Here is a 17,278-nt window from a genome sequence, read left to right on the forward strand (position 1 = left end):
CCCGCCGGTGCGCGCGTGTAGACGCGTGGCTCGGGGGAGTGTCGCCGCCGCGGCCGGGTCCGGCCAAAACTGGCCTCTGGCCCACTGCATGTTCCCCGCTGTTCGTTCCCTGCGGGTGGGAGGCTTACGCAGATCGCGCTGCGCGCTCGTCCTCAATCGCCGGACGGGCTCAAATTCGCTCACGTCACCGGCAAGGTCACCGTGAAGACCGCCCCCTTGCCCCGTTCGCTCCGTACCGTCACCGTGCCCCCGTGCGCCTGCACCAGGTTGCGGACGATGGCGAGGCCGAGCCCGCTCCCCCCGGTGGCCCGCGTGCGGGACTTGTCAGCGCGCCAGAAGCGGTCGAAGACATGCGGCAGATCCTCGGCGGCGATGCCGGTCCCGGTGTCGGCGACCTCGACGACCACGCCCGGCCCGTCGGCCCCCTCGGCCCCCTCGCCCGCGCAGCGGCACAGCACCGTCACCCGCCCGCCCTCCGGCGTGTGCCGGATCGCGTTGGAGACGAGGTTGCCGATGGCCTGGCGCAGCCGCAGGGGGTCGGCCGTGAGCCACGGGTCGCCCTCCGCGCGGGCGGTGAGGCGGACCCCGGCCGCGTCGGCACGCGCCTGGTGCGCGGCGACGACCTGCTCGGCGAGCTCGACGGCGCAGACGGGCTCGCGGTGCAGCCGCAACGTACCGGCGTCGGCGGCGGCGAGGTCCTGGAGGTCGTTGACGATGTGCTGGAGGAGCAGGGCCTCCTCCAGGAGGGAGGTGACGAGTTCGGGGTCGGTCGCGACGACGCCGTCCTCCGCGGCCTCCAGCCACCCGCGGATATTGGACAGCGGCGTCCGCAGCTCGTGCGCGACGTCGCTGACCATCGCCTTGCGCTGCTCCTCCAGCGCCTTGCGGTGGGCGGCCATGTCGTTGAAGGCGGCGGCGAGCTGGCTGATCTCCCCGGCCGAACGGGCGGGCACGGGCTCGGTCGCCTCGCCGGTCTTCATGCGCTGCGTGGCCGTCGTCAGGGCGCGCAGCGGCCGGGTCAGCCGGGTCGCGGCGAACGCGGTGGCGGCCACGGTCACGGCGAGGATCGCGGCGGCGAGCCCGACGAGGCGCGTGGTGTTGGCGCCGGAGAGCCGGAAGCCGCTCTCGGAGGAGCGGGAGCCGTCCGGGCTGGTGATGAACAGCAGGGCGCCCGAGGAGACGTACGGACCGAGCTGCTCGCGGCGGGCGCTGTCCACGCAGTTGGCGGCGAGCGCCTCGGCGGCGTTCGTGGCCTCCTCCTTGCGCAGGGCGTCCGCGCGGCGCTCGGACACCTCGGTCCCCTCGTCGGGCACCACGCTCGCGGAGGGCTTCCGGCTGGGGTCGGTGGGCCGCGTCACGCCCTCTTCCGTGGCCCCGTCCCCGCTCGGGAGGTCGCCCCGGGGCGGTTCCGGGATCGGCTGCGGGTAGTCGGAGGGAACGCTCGCGGGGTACAGCCGCGGGGCACCGTCCCGGCTGACGGTGAGGCCCAGCTTCACCGGCTCGGAGCCCTTGCGCCGCATGCAGGCCTCGGCGAGCTTGTTGACCTTTTCCAACGCCTTGCGCTCGGTCGCCGTGGCGACGTCCAGGTACTGGGTGCCGCAGTCGTAGTCCGTGACCTTCACGCCGGGGTCGTCGGGCGTCTCGAGGTACGGGCGCCCGCTCGGCCCGACGATGATCTTCGCGTTGATGCCGCGCTCGCCCAGACACCCGGCGTACTTCTCCGCGATGTTCCGAAGGTCGCGGCGCTCACGGGCGGGCAGCCGGAACGGGCCGACGGCGCGCGGGTCGATGCGGTCGACGGCACCGGTGCCGGTGCCGAGCCCCGCACCCGAGTCCGCGCCCGACCCCGACCCGGAGCCGGACCCTGATCCGGAGCCCGACCCCGACACGTCGCCGCGCGCCGCGGCCAGCGTCGTGTCGACGGCGAGCGGGTCCACGACGGCGGACGCGCGGGCCGGGAGCCGGGCCTCGTGCTTCGGGTCGCGCCCGGCGGAGTCGGCGATGACCTTGCGGTCCTGGGTGGTCAGGGCGATACGGCGGCCGGTGCCGGCGGCGAGCTCCCGCACCGTGCGCTCGGCGCCGCGCCAGTTGGGGCGGGTCGCGGCGAGGCCGAGGAGCTTGTCGTAGATGCGGGCGTCGTCGGCGAGGACCTGCCCCTGCTCCTGCCGGATCGCCCCGGAGGTGGTCTGCGCGGCGAGCCACGCGGTGGCGGCGATCGACATGACGGAGACGAGCACGGAGACGACGAGGAGCCGGGTCAACAGACTCTTGCGGACGGGCACGCGGCCGAGAACACGGACGCGGGACGCACCCGGCGTACAGGACTTGCGTGACGTACGAGATGGACGAGGCGTGCGAGGTGTGCGCGGCGTACCGGACTTGCTCTCACGCGCCATGGCGGGCCGCCGCCCCGGCGTGCCGTTCGCCCGGCTCGTGGTGGGCGACGAGCTTGTACCCGACGCCGAAGACGGTCACGAGGCGGCGCGGCGTGCGCGGATTGGCCTCGATCTTCTTGCGCAGATTCAGTACGTGGACGTCGACGGTGCGCGCGGATATGTACCCCGACGAGCCGTGGATGCGGTCCAGGAGCTGGGGCCGGGTGAACACCCGCTCCGGTTCGGCGGCCATGGCGGCGAGCAGTTCGAACTCGCCGGGCGTGCACTCGACCAGGTGGCCGTCGACGGTCACCTCGTGCCGCCGCTCGTCCACGACGAGGCCGCCGGCCCGCAGCACGCGGGCGTCCGGGTCCGGCACGGCCTTGTGGGCGCCGCCGCCGGCCCGGCGCAGCAGGGTGCGGACGCGGGCCATCAGCTCGCGGGGGCTGTAGGGCTTGGTGAGGTAGTCGTCGGCGCCCAGGTCGAGGCCGAGCAGCAGGTCGTCCTCGGTGGAGCGGGCGGTGAGCATGAGGATGGGCAGCGCGCTCCCGCCCGGGACCGCGCCGCCGGGTCCCGGGTGCTCCCCGGGCCGGGGCCCGGCGCGCAGCACGCGGGTCACGCCGAGGCCGTCGACCTCCGGCATCATCACGTCGAGGATGAGCAGGTCGGGCTCGCGCCGCCGCACCTCTTCCAGGGCGGCGCGGCCGTCGTGGACGACACCGACCGTGTGACCCTCGCGCTCCAGATAGCGGCGGATCAGCTCGGCCTGTTTCTCGTCGTCCTCCGCGACCAGGACAAAAGCGCACATGCGCCCGAGCATAAGTGGACCTCCGCGGTCCGCGGCCGCCGCGGAGACGCCCTGACAGGAATCACACAACTCACGGGGCAGCCCACGGCAGGCGGGCGCGACACCCGCGGCGCCGCCCCCGCCGAGTGGGTTCGACGGCGCCGCCGACCCGCCCCTACTACCGGCCGGTATTCTGGGATCTTTCGCCTCAGGAGGTGCAGGACGAGTGGAGTTCCGGCTGCTCGGAACGGTGTCCGTCGCCACCGAAGCCGGTGACCTGCCGCTCGGCCCCGCGAAGCGCCGCGGCCTGCTGGCCACCCTGCTCCTTCGGCCCAACCACCCCGTCCCCGTACAGCGGTTGATGGAAGCTCTGTGGGACGACGAGCCGCCGCCCCGGGCCCGCGGCGTCATCCAGGGGCACGTGTCGCGGCTGCGCACCCTGCTGGTGTCCGCCGACGCCGAGATGTACGGTGTGGAGCTGGTCACGCAGGGCACGGCGTACCTGCTGCGGATGCCGGAGTCGCTGCTCGACGCGCACCGCTTCGAGGAACTGGTGTCGCTGGCCCGCGGGCAGCGCGCGGCGGCCGACGCGGTGACGATGTACGAGGAGGCGCTGGCGCTGTGGCAGGGCCCGGCGCTGACCGGGGTGCACACGGGCCCCTCCTTGCAGGCGGCGGCGCAGGCGCTGGAGGAGACCCGGCTGGCGTCGGTGGAGCGCCTCGCGGCCGGGTACGGGCAGTTGGGCGAGCACGCGCGGGCGGCGGCGCTGCTGCGCGCGGAGGTGACGGCGCACCCGCTGCGCGAGTCGCTCTCGGCGGCGCTGGTGACGGCACTGCGGCGGGCGGGCCGCCGCTCCGAGGCGCTGGACTGGTTCCACCGCACGCGGCGGCTGCTCGCGGACGAGCTGGGGCTCGACCCCGGTCCCGAGCTGGCCGACGCGTATGCGCTCGCGCTGCGGGGGGAGGGGGAGGAGGCCGCGCGGGGCGGCGGGGCGCCGACGCCGACGGCCGCCCCCGCACGGTTGGCGGGCACGGGCGCGCCGTCGACGCACACCGCACCGACAGCCCCGACACCCACACCCGCGCACGCATCCGCCCCGCACCCGCACCAACTCGCCCAGCCGCATGCGCAGCCCTTCACGCACGCGCACGGAGACCCGCACCCACAGCCCGCCACGCAGCCGCACCCACACAGACACCCACACGCGCAGCCCTCCACGCACCCGCAGCCGCACACCCCCGGGCACCCGCACCCACCCGAGCCCTCATACGCGCACCCCAACCCCCCGACCGCCGACCTCCTCCCCCGCGCCCCCCGCGGCTTCCACGGTCGCGCGGACGAGTTCACCGCGCTGTCCCGGGCGGCCGCAGGCGAAGCGCCGGTGTGTCTGGTCACCGGGCCCGCGGGCGTGGGCAAGACGGCGCTGGTGGTGCAGTGGGCGCACCGCAACCGCGCGGCGTTCCCCGACGGCCGCCTCTACGCCGACCTGCGCGGCTTCGCCGAGACGGGCGAGCCGCCCCTCCTCGACGTACTGCGCGAGTTCCTGCTGGCGCTCGGCGTGCCGCCGCGCCGGATACCCGAGTCGGCGAACGGCGCGGCCGCGCTGTTCCGCTCCCTGGCCGCCGACCGTCAACTCCTCCTCGTACTGGACAACGTACGAGAATCCGAGCAGGTCAGGCCGCTGCTGCCGGGCGGGGCGCGCTGTGTCACCGTCGTCACGAGCCGGTACCGGCTGCGCGGTCTGATCGCCTCCGACGCGGCCCGGCCGCTGCCCGTGGACGTACTCGGACCGGACGACGGGACGGCGCTGCTCGCCGGGGTGCTCGGCAGGGAGCGGGTGCTCGCGGAGCCGGTGGCCGCGGGGCGGCTCGCGGAGCTGTGCGGCGGGCTGCCGCTGGCGCTGCGGGTGGTCGCGGCGCGCCTTGCGGACCACCCGCGGGGCACGCTGGCCGCGATGGCCGCCGAACTGTCCGACGAGTCACGGCGTGCGGTGCTGCTGGACGTGGAGGACACCGGGGTGCGGGCGGCGCTGCGGCTGACGCTGCGGCAGCTTCCGGCGGCCGTGGGGCACCAGTTCGCGCAGCTGGGCCGCCATCCCGGCACGCATGTGGACCGGTACGCGGCGGCGGCTCTGGCGGGCACGGACCCGGTGGCGGCCGAGGCGGCGCTCGACCGGATGACCGCCGCGCACCTGCTCACCCGGACCGCGCCGGACCGCTGGACCCCGCACGACCTGGTCCGCCTGTACGCCCGCGGCCTGGACGCCGACCCCGAGGCCCTGCCGCGCGTCCTCGACCACTGCGTGGCCACCGCGCTGGCGGCGGCGCACGCGGCGGAGCCAGGCGACGAGGCCTGCTTCACCCTCCCCGCCGACTTCCGGGAGCCGTGCGCGGTACGGGAGTTCGCGGACCGCGCGGACGCGATGGACTGGTACGCGGCCGAGCGGGAGAACCTGGCGCTCGCGGCGGCAGCGGCGGACGCGGCCGGGCTGCACGACCGGGCCTGGCGGATCGTGCTCGCGCTGTGGCCGCTGGTCGTGTGGCGGGTCCGGGACGGCTGGGCGCCGCTGCTGGAGACGGCGCTGGGCGCGGCGCGGGCCTGCGGTGACGCGTACGCCGAGGCGCGGGTGCTCGCCCTGCTCGGCTGGGTGCTGACCGAGGAGGACCGCACCGCGGAGGCGCTGGCGTGCCTGGAGGCGGCGGTGCCGCTGGCGGCGCGGGCGGGCGATCCGCGCGGGGAGGCGACGGCGCTGGTCAACCTGTCGCTGGCGCAGGCGGCGCTCGGCGGCACGGAGGAGGCGGCGCACGGCTGCGTACGGGCGGCGGAGCTGGCCCGCGGCGCCGGTGACGGTCACACCGAGCGCCTGGCCCTGCACCACCTGGCGCGGCACCAACTCACCGCGCGGGACTGGCAGTCGGCGCTCGACACGGCGACCGAGGCGCTGGCCCTGACCCCCCAGGAGCCGACGGGCGCCCCGAGCGCCGCCCGGATCCTCCTCACCATGGCGACCGGCGAGGCCCTGCTCGGCCTCGGCGACGAGCCGGAGGGCATCCGCCGCCTCGACCACGCGGCCCACGAGGCGGAGACGACGGGCTTCGACGAGGGCGCGGTACGGGCGCTGGGCGCGCTGTTGCGGGTGTCGGGGGACGAGGGGTTCCGGGGGCGGTACGAGGCGGCGGTGGGGAGGTTGGCGGCGGAGGGGTGAGGCTGCGCTGCGCGCGGCGCGGGTCGACAGAGACGTCCGAGGCCGCCCGGGCACGTCAGGGCACGTCAGGGCACGTCAGAGGACGTGAGCGGGACGGCAGTGGCGCGTGAGCGGAACGGCAGCGGGTGCGGCCAGGCTGGTCTCACCGGCGGAAAACAACCGCCAAGACCCACACCACCGCACCGCACAGCACAGCACCGCCCACAGGGGGAACACCATCATGCGTACGTCCCGGATCCGCACCGTCGCACTCGCCGCCACCACCGCCGCCCTCGGCCTCGCCCTGACCGCCTGCGGCAGCTCGGACGACAACAGCGGCGGCAAGGGCGACGGGGGCAGGAGCGGCAGCTCCTCCGGCTCCGCCGCGGGCTCGACGGTCAGCACCGGCAAGGACTCGGCCTCGGCGTCGCCGTCGGCCTCGGGCCAGGGCAAGGCGTCCACCGTCCACGAGGGCAAGGAAGCCGCCGGCAACGGCGCGAAGCCCTCCGCCTCGGCCTCCGGCTCCACCTCCACCTCCACCGCCGGAGTCCGCGCCTGCGACGGCCAGGAGATGTCGTACTCCGTACTGCACCGCTTCGCGAAGCAGCGCGGCGAGCACCTGCTCATCACCGCCACGAACGCCGACTCCAAGCCGTGCTACGTCACTTCGTACCCGTCGGTCATGCTCGGTGACACCCTGAACGTGCTGCCCCACTCGGGCAAGGACACCCCCGGCGGCGGCAAGGCGCTCGTGGTGAAGCCCGGCGGCAAGGTCTACGCGGCCGTGAACCTCTTCACCGACAGCGCGAAGACGCACACCTCCTCCAACCTCAGCATCGCCATGCAGGACCACACGGGCGACGCCGGCCCCGGCGCCGGGACGGAGGCCTTCGACGCGAAGGGCGTCCCGTCGAAGTTCACCTGGACCAACGCAGACGTCACCAACTGGAACACGACGAAGCCGTACAACTACTGAGGCGTCGACTGCTGGGACGTCGTCTTGGCGTCGTCGTGCCGCTCGTGCGGTACGACGACGACCTGGACGTCGTCCTCGTAGACGACGCGGCCGGGGTCCGTCGAGCGGACCGTGCGGCACGGGATGCCGTGGGCGGCGAGGATGTCGAGGTAGCCGGGGATCCGCTCGATGAGGTGCGTGGCGGTGGACTTGAACCAGGCGACGGCGCCGGGATTCACGCCGGGGTCGTAGACGGTGGGGTCGACGGCCGAGGGGGTCGTGTACGCGGCGTCGTACCAGTCGTTGTTGGCGCGCCGGAAGCGTTCCTGCTCGGCGGTGAGCCTGCCTTCCCGGGCGAGGGTGTTCACCAGGAAGAACACGCCCGGGTAGAGCCCGCGTTCGTGCCGGACGGGGGACTCGAACCGGACGTACGTCGTCGCCGTGGCGGCCCTTGCACTGGTGCTCGTCTCATCGGTCACCGGCGCATCCTCGCACCGGCGGGGGGGACCGGGGCCTTCGGGGGCCGTAGTCGCTCGGTGCCGTACGTCGGCCTGGACTCCACGCCGCATCAACGGTCCCGTCGCCCAGCGCACCGCCGCGGTCTCCCACCCTCCCACCCGTCTCGGTCGGACTCGGGGTGACCCCACCCATCCGTGGGGGACCCGGAGTCCCACAGTGACGGGTGGGCGGGTGGGGTTCCCGCCGCGGAGCGGCGAAGCAAGGCGGACTGGCCGACGGGCGGGACCTGAGGGCGATGGGTGACCCCGCCCGCCCATGGGCGACCCAAAGTCCGACCGAGACGGGTGGGCGGGTGGGAAACCCGCCGCGGAGCGGCGAAGCAAGACGGACTGGCCGACAGGCGGGACCAGAGGGGGACGGGTGCCCCCGCCCGCCCGCGGGCAACCCAAAGTCCCACCGAGACGGGTGGGCGGGTGGGAAACCCGCCGCGGAGCGGCGAAGCAAGACGGACTGGCCGACGGGCGGGACCTGAGGGCGATGGGTGACCCCGCCCGCCCGTGGGCCACCCGGAGGCCCACCGTCACGGGTGGGCGGGTGGGAATCCCGTCGCGGAGCGGCGGAGCAGGGCGGCACGCCAGTGGGGTGCGCCGGCCCGTTCGGCAAGTGTGAGTGCCTGACGGTAATGCGTCGCGGCAGCGGACGTCCGGCCGAGGGCCACCGCCAGGTCGCCCAGGTACTGGGCCACGGGCTCGAGCGTCAGCACGCCGCTTCCGGCCCCGGCCAACTCGCCGGAGGCGGGGAGCAGTTCCCGGTAGAGGGCGTCGAGTACGTCCCGCGGGGCGCCGCCGCGCAGGGCGGCCCGGGCCCGCAGGCACAGCCGGGCCTCCAGCAGTTGGTCCCGGGGTGCGACCTCCCTCAGGTCGAGGCCGCCGGGGCCGCCTTCCACGTCACCCGCGTCCTCGTCGCCGCCCTGCACCGCCAGGCACCCCAAGGCCGACTCCAGCAGCCCGTCCATCCCGGACATCCCGCTCCCCCGCATCCGCTCGGCGGCCGCCCGGCACGCGGCCTCCGCGTCCTCCACCCGCCCCGCGACCGCCGCGCGCAGCGCTCCGTACCACTGCGTGAACACCCCCACCAGGGGCAGCCCGTGCCGCTCGGCGAGCCGGTCGACGGCGGCGGCGTGGGCGTCCGCGCGGTCGAATTCGGCGAGCGCGGAGTGGGCCTGGAGCAGCATGAGGTGACCGAGGACTTCGAAGGTGACGAGCCCGTGGCGGGCGGCAAGGGAGGTCAACTCGGCGCCGATGCGGGCGCGTTCGGGGGCGAGCCCGGCGCGGTGGAAGGTGTGCAGGTACCGCGCGTTGAGCGCGAAGGCAAGCAACGCAACAGCCTCACCCGCGACGTCCGCGCCCCCTGCGCCCTGGGCGCCCCCTGCAACCCCTGCGTCCCGAACATCTCCTGCACCCCCTATGCCTCGGACACCCCCCGAGCCCCCTTCGCCCCCGCCCAACGCGTCCCCCACAGCCCCCCGAGCCAACACCTCCGCCTCCCGCGCCGCCTCGCCCCCGATCCCCGTACGGGCCCCCCGCGTCTCCATGGCGACGGTGCTGAACAGTCGGCAGCGCACGGCCCGCCGCCCCGGACTCCCGTCGTCCGGAAGGGCGTCGAGGGTGCGCAGGGCAGCGGCGACGATGCGCCGGGAGAGGGCTTCGTCGTCGTTGCGGGCCCAGATGCCGGGGACGTCGAAGGCGCCGATGACGCGGGCGGTCAGCTCGGGATCGCCGGTGGCCTCGGCGGCGACGAGCGCGTCGGCGCGGTACCGGCGGGCCTCGGCGAGCGCGCCGGTGACGGCGAGATTCCGTACGAGCCCCATGAGGAGGTCGAGCCGTTCACGGGTACGGTCACGGGCCGCGCCCCCGCCGCACGAGTCAGCCCCGGCCCCGCCGCACACGTCGCCCCCGGCCCGGTCGTACGCGTCGAGGGCCGCCCCCCAGAGCCGCGCGGCCTCGTGCGGCGCACCCCCCGCTTCGGCGCGCCGCGCGGCGCGGGCGGCGAAGTCGGCGGTGCGGGCGGCCGGGGCGGCCCGGGTACCGGCGCTGATCAGATGGTGCGCGATCGCCTCGACGGCGTCCGGCCGCAGCCGCTCCAGAATCCCGCCGACGGCGGCATGCAGCCGGGCACGGCGGGGCGCGGAGAGGTCGTCGTACAGGGCTTCGCGGACGAGATCGTGCGCGAACTCCACGCGGTCGGGACCAAGTTGTCCGGGGTCAGGTCGTCCGGACAGCCCCCGTCCGCCGGACAGCCCAAACCCGCCGGACACCCCCCGCCCGCCCACGACCAGAAACCCTGCCCCACCCCCCGCCTCCACCGCATCAAGCACCGCACCCTCCTCCCCCGCCAGCGCGACAAGGACATCCAGGTCGACGGCCGACCCGAGCACCGCCGCCTGCCGCAGCACCGCGCGGGTCTCCCGCGGCAGCGCGGCGAGCCTGTGCCGGACGATGTCCCGTACGCCGACGGGGACTTGGGACAGCGCCGCGGTGCCGTCGGCCGCGTACAGGCGGGCGATCTCGCGTACGAAGAAGGGGTTGCCGCCGCTGCGGCGCCGCACCGCGCGGGCGGTCGCGGGGGTCACCGGGCGGTGGGCCACGGCGCGCACCAGCTCGCCGACCGCTTCCTCCGGCAGCCCGCCGAGCCGCACCCGCACGGGCTCGGCCCGCGCGACCCGGCCGAGCAACTCCTCCAGCGGGGACGGTACTTCGATGTCCCGGTACGTCCCCACGACCAGCACCGCGCGCTGAAACGAACGTTCTATCAAGTCGGCGAACAGGTCCAGGGTCTCGGCGGCGGCCCACTGCAGATCGTCGAGTACGAGAAGCAGGGGGCGCCCCCGGTCGGCGGCCGCCACGATCCGCTCCCGCACCCACCGCTGCCACCGGAACCGGGCACCGCCCACATCAAGGCCGTCGGCCGCGGCCACGGACGGCACCTCACTCCCCTCGGCACTCCCCTCGACCCCAAGTCCCCCCAACACCTCAGCCCAAGGCCACCCCGCAGGCACCCCGCCCTGTTCCGGAGCCCTCCCCCAAGCCGCCGTCCACCCCTCCGCCTCAAGGCGCCCCGTCAGGTCCCGGACGAGGGCCGTCTTCCCCGCGCCTGCCTCGCCGGAGACCAGCGCGACGGTGAGCCGTCCGTCCCGTACGGCGGCCCGCGCGGCGGCGTCCAGGTCGGCCGACTCCCGTGACCGCCCGACCAGTTCGCGCCCCCGCCCCACAGACCCCACAGAGACGACACCCTCCGCACCCTCCACCGACGCCCCGGACGCCCCGGACACCCCCACCGCACCGCCGACCTGCCCAGCAGGGCCCTCGACCCGCACCGCGGCACCGACGCCAGGGCCTCCCAACCCCGCCCCCTGAGCCAGAATCTCCCCCTCAAGCCGCCGCAACCCCTCCCCCGGATCCACCCCCAGCTCCCCGGCCAACCGCTCCCGTGCCCGCCGCAGCGCGGCAAGCGCGTCGCCCTGCCTGCCCGCCCGGCAGAGGGCGACCGCGAGCAGCCCCCACGCGTCCTCGCGCCAGGGGTGCCGGTCGACGTGGGGCTCCAGGTCGAGGACGGCCTCCGCCGCCCGCCCGAGCGCGAGCGCCGCCTCCGCCCGGCGTTCCACGGCGAGCAGCCGCAGCTCGTCGAGGCGCGCGGCCTCCGCCCGCGCCCAGTCCTGCTCGGCCCACTCGGCGTAGGCGGGCCCCCGCCAGGACGCGAGCGCGTCGTCGAGCGCCGCGAGGTCGGCTCCCGCGGCCCGGCCGTCGGCCTCGGCCACCACCTCCTCGAACCGCCACGCATCCACCGCCCCGCCCTCCGCGAGCAGCGCGTACCCGGGGCCGGACGTCACCAGGAGCCGCGCGGGCGCCCGCGGCGGGCGTTCCGGCTCCAGGGCCTTCCTCAGGTCCCCGACGAACGTCCGGATCGTGCCGACGGCCGTCGGCGGCGGGTCCTCCCAGAGGTCGTCGACGAGCCGGGACACCGGGACGGTGCGGCGGCGGGCGATCAGGAGCCGGGCGAGGACGGCCCGGTGCCGCGGGCCCTTCAGGTCCAGGGGCCGCCCGTCGGCGTCGTACGCGACGAGCGCCCCGAGCACCTGAAACGTCACGGAGCTCGCAGCACTCACAGAACCCACGGGACGTACGGAACTCACCGCCTCAACGTACCTCCCCTCACCTGCACGGACCCTTCACTGATCCATTGCTGATCCACAGCCCGCACGCTGGGACCCATGACACCCATGACACCGAACGAACCCCAAACCGAAGACATCGCAGCCGACGACCCCCGCATCAAAGGCTTCGCCTACCACCGCGTCCCCGTCGCCGACGGCGGCCTCCACCTGAACGCCGCCGTAGGGGGCGACCCGTCAGCCACCGCCGTAGTACTCCTGCACGGCTTCCCGCAGACCCACCTCATGTGGCGCCACGTGGCCGCGGACCTCGCCGCCGACCACCACGTGATCTGCCCGGACCTGCGCGGTTACGGGGCGAGCGGCAAACCGGCGGAGACGGCGGACGGGCAGACGTACGCCAAGCGGACCATGGCCGCCGACGTGGTGGCCGTGGCCCGCGCCCTCGGGCACGAGCGGTTCGCGCTCGCGGGCCACGACCGGGGCGCGCTGGTGGCGATCCGCGCGGGCCTCGACCACCCGGACGCCGTCACGCACCTGGCGTCCCTGGACGTCCTGCCGACCCTGGACATGTGGGACGTCCTGCGCGGCACGTCGGCGGCGGTCGGCTTCCACCTCTACCTGATGGCGCAGCCGTCGGGCCTGCCGGAGCGGATGATCTCGGCGGACCCGGACGCGTTCTTCGGCCACTTCCTCGACCTGTGGTCCCGGTCTCCGGAGGCCATGCCGGCCGACGTGCGCGCCGCGTACCTGAGGGCGTGCCGCGAGGCGGTCCCGTCGATCGTCGCGGACTACCGGGCGTCGGCCTTCGCGGACGTCGAGCACGACACGGCGGACCGGCTCGCCGGGAACGCCCTGCGGATGCCGGTCGCCGTCCTCCAGCAGGACTGGGGCGCGGCGCTCGGCTTCGACGCGGAGGAGCTGTGGCGCCGCTGGGCCCCGGACCTCTCGCACCGCACGGTGTCGTGCGGCCACTTCATGGCGGAGGAGGCACCGGACGAGGTCACGGCAGCCCTGCGGGACCTCCTGAAACGCTGAGCGACGCCTAGCCTGTCTCCATGCCAACTGCTCAGCTCAGCAACGGAATACACCTCTCCTACGACGACCACGGCGGCCACGACGACCACGGCGGCCCCGGCCGCACCGCGGACCTCCCCTTGGTCCTGGTCCACGGCCACCCCTTCGACCGCTCCCTCTGGGACCCGCAGGTCGCCGCGTTCGCGGGTACGCACCGCGTGATCACCTTCGACCTGCGCGGCTACGGCGAGTCGGCCGCGCCGTCCACCCCGCAGGTCACGGACTTCGGGGACTTCGCCCAGGACCTGGAGGCGCTCCTGGACCACCTGGGCGTGGCGCGCTGCGCGCTGGGCGGGGTGTCCATGGGCGGCCAGATCGTGATGGACGCGTACGCCCGCTTCCCCGGCCGGATCGCGGGGCTGCTGCTCGCCGACACGACCCCGGCGGTCGACACGGAGGCGGGTAAGGCGTTCCGCCGCGAGACGGCCGAGCGGCTCCTGGCGGAGGGCATGAAGGGGTACGCGGACGAGGTCCTGCACAAGATGGCGGCCCCGTACAACCCGGAGGCCGCCGCGCACGTGCTCCGCATGATGCTGGCGGCCCCGCCCCAGGGCGCCGCCGCGGCCCTGCGCGCCCGCGCCGACCGCCCCGACTACCGCCCGGTGCTGCCCCGCGTCACGGTCCCGACCCTGGTGGTCGTGGGCCGCGACGACACGTACACGCCCGTGGCGGACGCGGAGGCGATGCACGCGGCGCTGCCGGATTCCCACCTGTGCGTGGTCGAGCGCGCGGCGCATCTGCCGAACCTGGAGCGCCCGGAGGAGTTCAACGCGGCGGTACGGGACTGGCTCGCCCGCCTCGCATAGGAAACGCGGCTGCCCTACCTGGACAGGTAGGAGATGAACGCCTGCCAGGCGGGGGCGCCGAAGAGGACGGCGGGGCCGTGGGGGTTTTTGCTGTCGCGGACCGGTATGCCCACCTCGCGGTGGGCGTCGTTGACTTCGAGGCAGTCGCCGCTGCTGGCGCCGCTGTGCGTCGACTTGCGCCAGCCGTCTCCGACTTCGAGGCACGCGCCGCTGTCGGCGCCGCTGTACGTGGACTTGCGCCAGACATCGCTGACTTCGAGGCACTGTCCGCTCTCGCCGCCGCTGTAGCTGGATTTGCGCCACATCGTCAGAGCCGAGGCTTGGGGGATGCTGATTCGCCGCTCACGATTGCTCTGCATGCGCATAATCTTCGGCGATGGATCTGATCAGCGCCAGGGACTTCCGATGCGACAAGGCGTCCCCAATGGCGTGTTCGTAGGCGACCTGGCACTCACGCACGACGGACGGATTCTCCAGCACCCTGCCCGTGGTCAGGCCTTCCACATACGCGACGGAGGGCAGGTCCGCGAACCACATCAGCGTCACGGAGCCCTCAAGCAGAGCGTGCGGACCCACCGAGAACGGCAGCACGTGTACGCGGATGCGACGACTTTCCCCTACGTCCACGATGTGACGAAGCTGTTCGCACATCACCCCGGGGCCTCCGACGGGCCGCCGCAGCACATCTTCGTCCAACAGGAACCACGTCACCGGTGACTTGAACTCGTCCAGCACCTTTCCGCGCGCCAGCCGTGTGACAAGCAGCGCGTCACGCTCCTCGTCTGTCTTGGGCGGGAAGCCGGACTGGAGAACCTCCCGCGCGTACGCCTTCGTCTGAAGCATGCCTGGGACAAGCTTTGGAGCGTACGTCCGGATGACCGTCGCCCGACGCTCCAACTCCAGCGCCTCCGCGAAGTGTTCCGCGACGCGCCCCTCCCCCCGGGACGGGAGGAACCGCACAAGCACACCCCCCGCCTGCAAGACGTCGTCCAGACGCTGCGCGTCGTCCAAGTTGGGGCGCCGCCGACCCGCCTCAATGTGGGCGATATGCGTGCGGGACATAATCGCCCGCGTACTCAGCTCCTCCTGGGTGAGCCCCGCGGCCTCCCTGCGGGCACGCAGTTCCTCCCCATACCGCAACCGAGACTCCGGACTGTCCTCGATAGCCATCGCAACTCCCTCCCGTGCCAGCACAGTTGTCAAGCCCTACCTACTGGCGAGGCTAACCGCCCCGACCTCACTGTGTGACCGAAACAACACACACAGCGAGAGGCAGCACGATGGACACCCAGACCCCCCACGAAGTGGGCGCGTACGTGGCGCACGCGACGACCGACATCTACGGCCCCGGCAAGGTCCTGTCCGCCGAAGGCGACTTCCGCCGCGTACGGTTCACGCACTTCGTGGCGACGATCAGGGTGGGCGACCTCAGGCCGGCGACCCCGCTGGAGGAGAGCGAGATGAGGGACTGGCTGCGCCGGAAGATCGAGCGCTACGGAAGCGCCTGGAAGCTTTCGTAACCGCCCCACACGAGCGGGCCGGAACTCGTAGGCCCCTGGAGCGCCTACGACTTGCTGGACACACTGAGCGGTCAGCCCCGCCTCGCAGGGCTCCGGCGGGTGCACTCCAGGGCATTGTGGTACCGCAGCCTCCTGGAGCTGCTGCGGTACGAGGCCCCGCCGTTTCCCACGGCGAAGTTCCTGGCGACGGCCGAGAAGGACACCGGCCTCCCGCAGGCCACGGCACCGTCGGCGCACGGCATCGTGGAACCGTTCCGCATGACGGACCCCGCGGACCTCGCGGACGCGGCGGCCGAGCTGCGCCGCCTCGCGGACTCGCTCCAGAGACTCATCGCCCTGGTAGAGGAGGACCTGGCCAAGGCGCTGGGCCTGCACAGCTACGAGTACGTGGACACCGTGCCGCGCAACGACAGATCACCGTGCGGTGTGGTCCGCCTGACCACACCCACCATCCCCCGCGCGCCGGGCCGGACGGCCACCCCATCGATTCCGACTCGATGGGGCGTTTCGGCTGCGCGCACTGCGAGAGAGGCTCAAGCGGCGTAGCCGAGGCGCCCCCGGTTCCAGCTGGGAAGGCCCCTGATGTCTCTGCTCGATCTGCTTCTGGACGCGCCGTGGTGGGCGGTCTGGATTGTCTGGAGGCGCGTGCGCTTGCGGAAGTGGAGGCCGGCTACTCGCCGGAGGGGCCCTCGAGCTCGACGCCGGCGCCGACCGGGCGCCCGAAGTCCGGGGTGCCGTCGGCCTTCCACTCGACCTTCTGGACCCGGGTGGTGCGGGTGGCGCCGCAGCCGTCCGCGGCGGAGGGGTTGGCGTGGTACGCCATCCACGTCTCCTTGCCGTCCGGTGAGGTGAAGAAGCTGTTGTGCCCGGGGCCGAAGACGCCCGCCGCGTCGTTGCGTTCGAAGACCGGCTTGTCGAACTTCTTCCACGCACCGGGGTCCATCGGGTCCTTGCCGGTCAGCTCCATCAGCCCGAGCTTGTAGTCCGGGGTGGCGCACTGGGAGGCGGAGAAGGTGAGGAAGGTGCGGCCGCCGTGCTGAAGGGGGTGGGCGGCCTCGTTGACCGCGGCGCCGCTGGTCTCCCAGGCGTGCTGCGGGCTGGCGATGCGGACGCCCCTGCCGGACGAGGTCCACGGGTTGGTCATCGCGACGATGTAGAGGTTCTGAGTCTCTTTCTCCCAGCGGGAGTAGAGCATGTAGAGGCGGCCGCCGACCTTCAGGTAGGAGCTGTCGATCATCCAGCTCTTGTCGCCGTACGGGTCGACCCGGCCCGCATAGTGGTACGGGCCCATCGGGTCGTCGCCCTCGCTCTCCAGGACGTGGACGTTCTGGTGGTCGATGTTCTCCTTTACGCCCGCACTGTAGGTGAGGTGCCAGCGCTTGCCGTGCGGTCCGTCCAGCTGGTGGAGTTCGGGCGCCCACATGTTGCAGCAACGGGACGGCTCGGTCTCCTTATAGACCGTGGTCGGCGCGGCCTGGCGCAGCCCTCCGACGGTGGCGGCCTTGCGGATCTCCAGGTGCGACTTCCAGGTGGTGCCGATGTGGTAGTAGCTGCCCTTGTACTGGACGACCGAGGGGTCCGCGGCGTTCTCGGTCACCACCGGGTTGGTGAACGCGGCCCGCGGCGCGGCCTCGTCGCCCTCGCCGGCGTACGCCGTCACGAAGCCGCCGGCGGCGAGCGCGAGGGCGGCCGGGACGGCCAGCAGGCGATAGCGGCGCGAGCGGACGTGGGCGGGTTTCGACGGTGTCATGGGGTCCTGTCTTCAGATGCGCGCCTCAACCGGACGCTGTTGCGGGATGGTTGCAGGGTGGTCGCCGCCGGATTGCGGAAGGGTTGCCGAGTCCTCGACTTTCGCCAGTGCCTGGCCGGCGGCCTGCGGCTACTAGCCTCGCGGGTCCCGTAGTTGAGGGGTTAATAACGGCCGAAATCGGGCCGTATCGGGAT

General features: G+C 73.8%; 13 protein-coding genes. 6 read left to right on the top strand and 7 right to left on the bottom strand.

The annotated features are described in order from the left end of the window. Positions 1–179: 179 nt before the first annotated feature. Complete coding sequence (locus AC0KTA_RS16950) at positions 180–2,282, bottom strand: sensor histidine kinase (protein WP_481055951.1); 2,103 nt, start codon at positions 2,280–2,282, stop codon at positions 180–182. Positions 2,283–2,385: 103 nt separating this feature from the next. Continuing rightward, positions 2,386–3,183: a response regulator transcription factor gene (locus AC0KTA_RS16955; protein WP_481055952.1), complete on the bottom strand. Its 798-nt coding sequence runs from the start codon at positions 3,181–3,183 to the stop codon at positions 2,386–2,388. Between the two features lie 205 nt (positions 3,184–3,388). Here AC0KTA_RS16955 and AC0KTA_RS16960 point away from each other — a divergent pair, with 205 nt between their 5' ends. Then, positions 3,389–6,367 carry an AfsR/SARP family transcriptional regulator gene (locus AC0KTA_RS16960; protein WP_481055953.1) on the top strand — a complete coding sequence of 993 codons (2,979 nt, stop codon included), beginning with the start codon at positions 3,389–3,391 and terminating at the stop codon, positions 6,365–6,367. Positions 6,368–6,587: 220 nt separating this feature from the next. Beyond that, positions 6,588–7,322: a DUF4232 domain-containing protein gene (locus AC0KTA_RS16965; RefSeq protein WP_481055954.1), complete on the top strand. Its 735-nt coding sequence runs from the start codon at positions 6,588–6,590 to the stop codon at positions 7,320–7,322. Here AC0KTA_RS16965 and AC0KTA_RS16970 read toward each other — a convergent pair. Both AC0KTA_RS16970 and AC0KTA_RS16975 read right to left on the bottom strand, forming a co-directional pair. Continuing rightward, positions 7,316–7,780: a hypothetical protein gene (locus AC0KTA_RS16970; protein ID WP_481055955.1), complete on the bottom strand. Its 465-nt coding sequence runs from the start codon at positions 7,778–7,780 to the stop codon at positions 7,316–7,318. The two genes, AC0KTA_RS16965 and AC0KTA_RS16970, sit on opposite strands and share 7 nt — an antisense overlap. Before the next feature lie 560 nt (positions 7,781–8,340). Continuing rightward, the gene (locus tag AC0KTA_RS16975; protein ID WP_481055956.1) at positions 8,341–11,925 is read right to left on the bottom strand and encodes an ATP-binding protein; all 3,585 of its coding nucleotides are present in this window, start codon (positions 11,923–11,925) and stop codon (positions 8,341–8,343) included. 105 nt (positions 11,926–12,030) lie between these two features. Here AC0KTA_RS16975 and AC0KTA_RS16980 point away from each other — a divergent pair, with 105 nt between their 5' ends. Both AC0KTA_RS16980 and AC0KTA_RS16985 read left to right on the top strand, forming a co-directional pair. Then, on the top strand, positions 12,031–12,969 hold the full coding sequence (locus AC0KTA_RS16980; RefSeq protein ID WP_481055957.1) for an alpha/beta fold hydrolase: 939 nt from the start codon (positions 12,031–12,033) through the stop codon (positions 12,967–12,969). Between the two features lie 20 nt (positions 12,970–12,989). Then, positions 12,990–13,814, top strand: coding sequence for an alpha/beta fold hydrolase (locus AC0KTA_RS16985; protein WP_481055958.1), 825 nt, complete (start codon positions 12,990–12,992; stop codon positions 13,812–13,814). Between the two features lie 14 nt (positions 13,815–13,828). Here AC0KTA_RS16985 and AC0KTA_RS16990 read toward each other — a convergent pair whose 3' ends face one another. Both AC0KTA_RS16990 and AC0KTA_RS16995 read right to left on the bottom strand, forming a co-directional pair. Further along, positions 13,829–14,173, bottom strand: a complete 345-nt coding sequence (locus AC0KTA_RS16990; RefSeq protein ID WP_481055959.1) for a DUF397 domain-containing protein — start codon at positions 14,171–14,173, stop codon at positions 13,829–13,831. Beyond that, complete coding sequence (locus AC0KTA_RS16995) at positions 14,157–14,984, bottom strand: helix-turn-helix domain-containing protein (RefSeq protein WP_481055960.1); 828 nt, start codon at positions 14,982–14,984, stop codon at positions 14,157–14,159. The genes AC0KTA_RS16990 and AC0KTA_RS16995 overlap by 17 nt, the downstream gene beginning before the upstream one ends. Positions 14,985–15,094: 110 nt before the next feature. On the opposite strand from AC0KTA_RS16995, the gene AC0KTA_RS17000 reads away from it, so the two are divergent. Both AC0KTA_RS17000 and AC0KTA_RS17005 read left to right on the top strand, forming a co-directional pair. Then, the gene (locus AC0KTA_RS17000) at positions 15,095–15,334 is read left to right on the top strand and encodes a hypothetical protein (RefSeq protein ID WP_481055961.1); all 240 of its coding nucleotides are present in this window, start codon (positions 15,095–15,097) and stop codon (positions 15,332–15,334) included. A 51-nt stretch (positions 15,335–15,385) separates the two neighbouring features. Further along, positions 15,386–15,880 carry a hypothetical protein gene (locus AC0KTA_RS17005; RefSeq protein ID WP_481055962.1) on the top strand — a complete coding sequence of 165 codons (495 nt, stop codon included), beginning with the start codon at positions 15,386–15,388 and terminating at the stop codon, positions 15,878–15,880. A 124-nt stretch (positions 15,881–16,004) separates the two neighbouring features. Here the strand turns inward: AC0KTA_RS17005 and AC0KTA_RS17010 are convergent, their stop codons facing one another. Beyond that, positions 16,005–17,084 carry a glycoside hydrolase family 43 protein gene (locus AC0KTA_RS17010; protein WP_481055963.1) on the bottom strand — a complete coding sequence of 360 codons (1,080 nt, stop codon included), beginning with the start codon at positions 17,082–17,084 and terminating at the stop codon, positions 16,005–16,007. Positions 17,085–17,278: the final 194 nt, after the last annotated feature.

It is taken from the genome of Streptomyces sp. Y309, assembly GCF_056712025.1.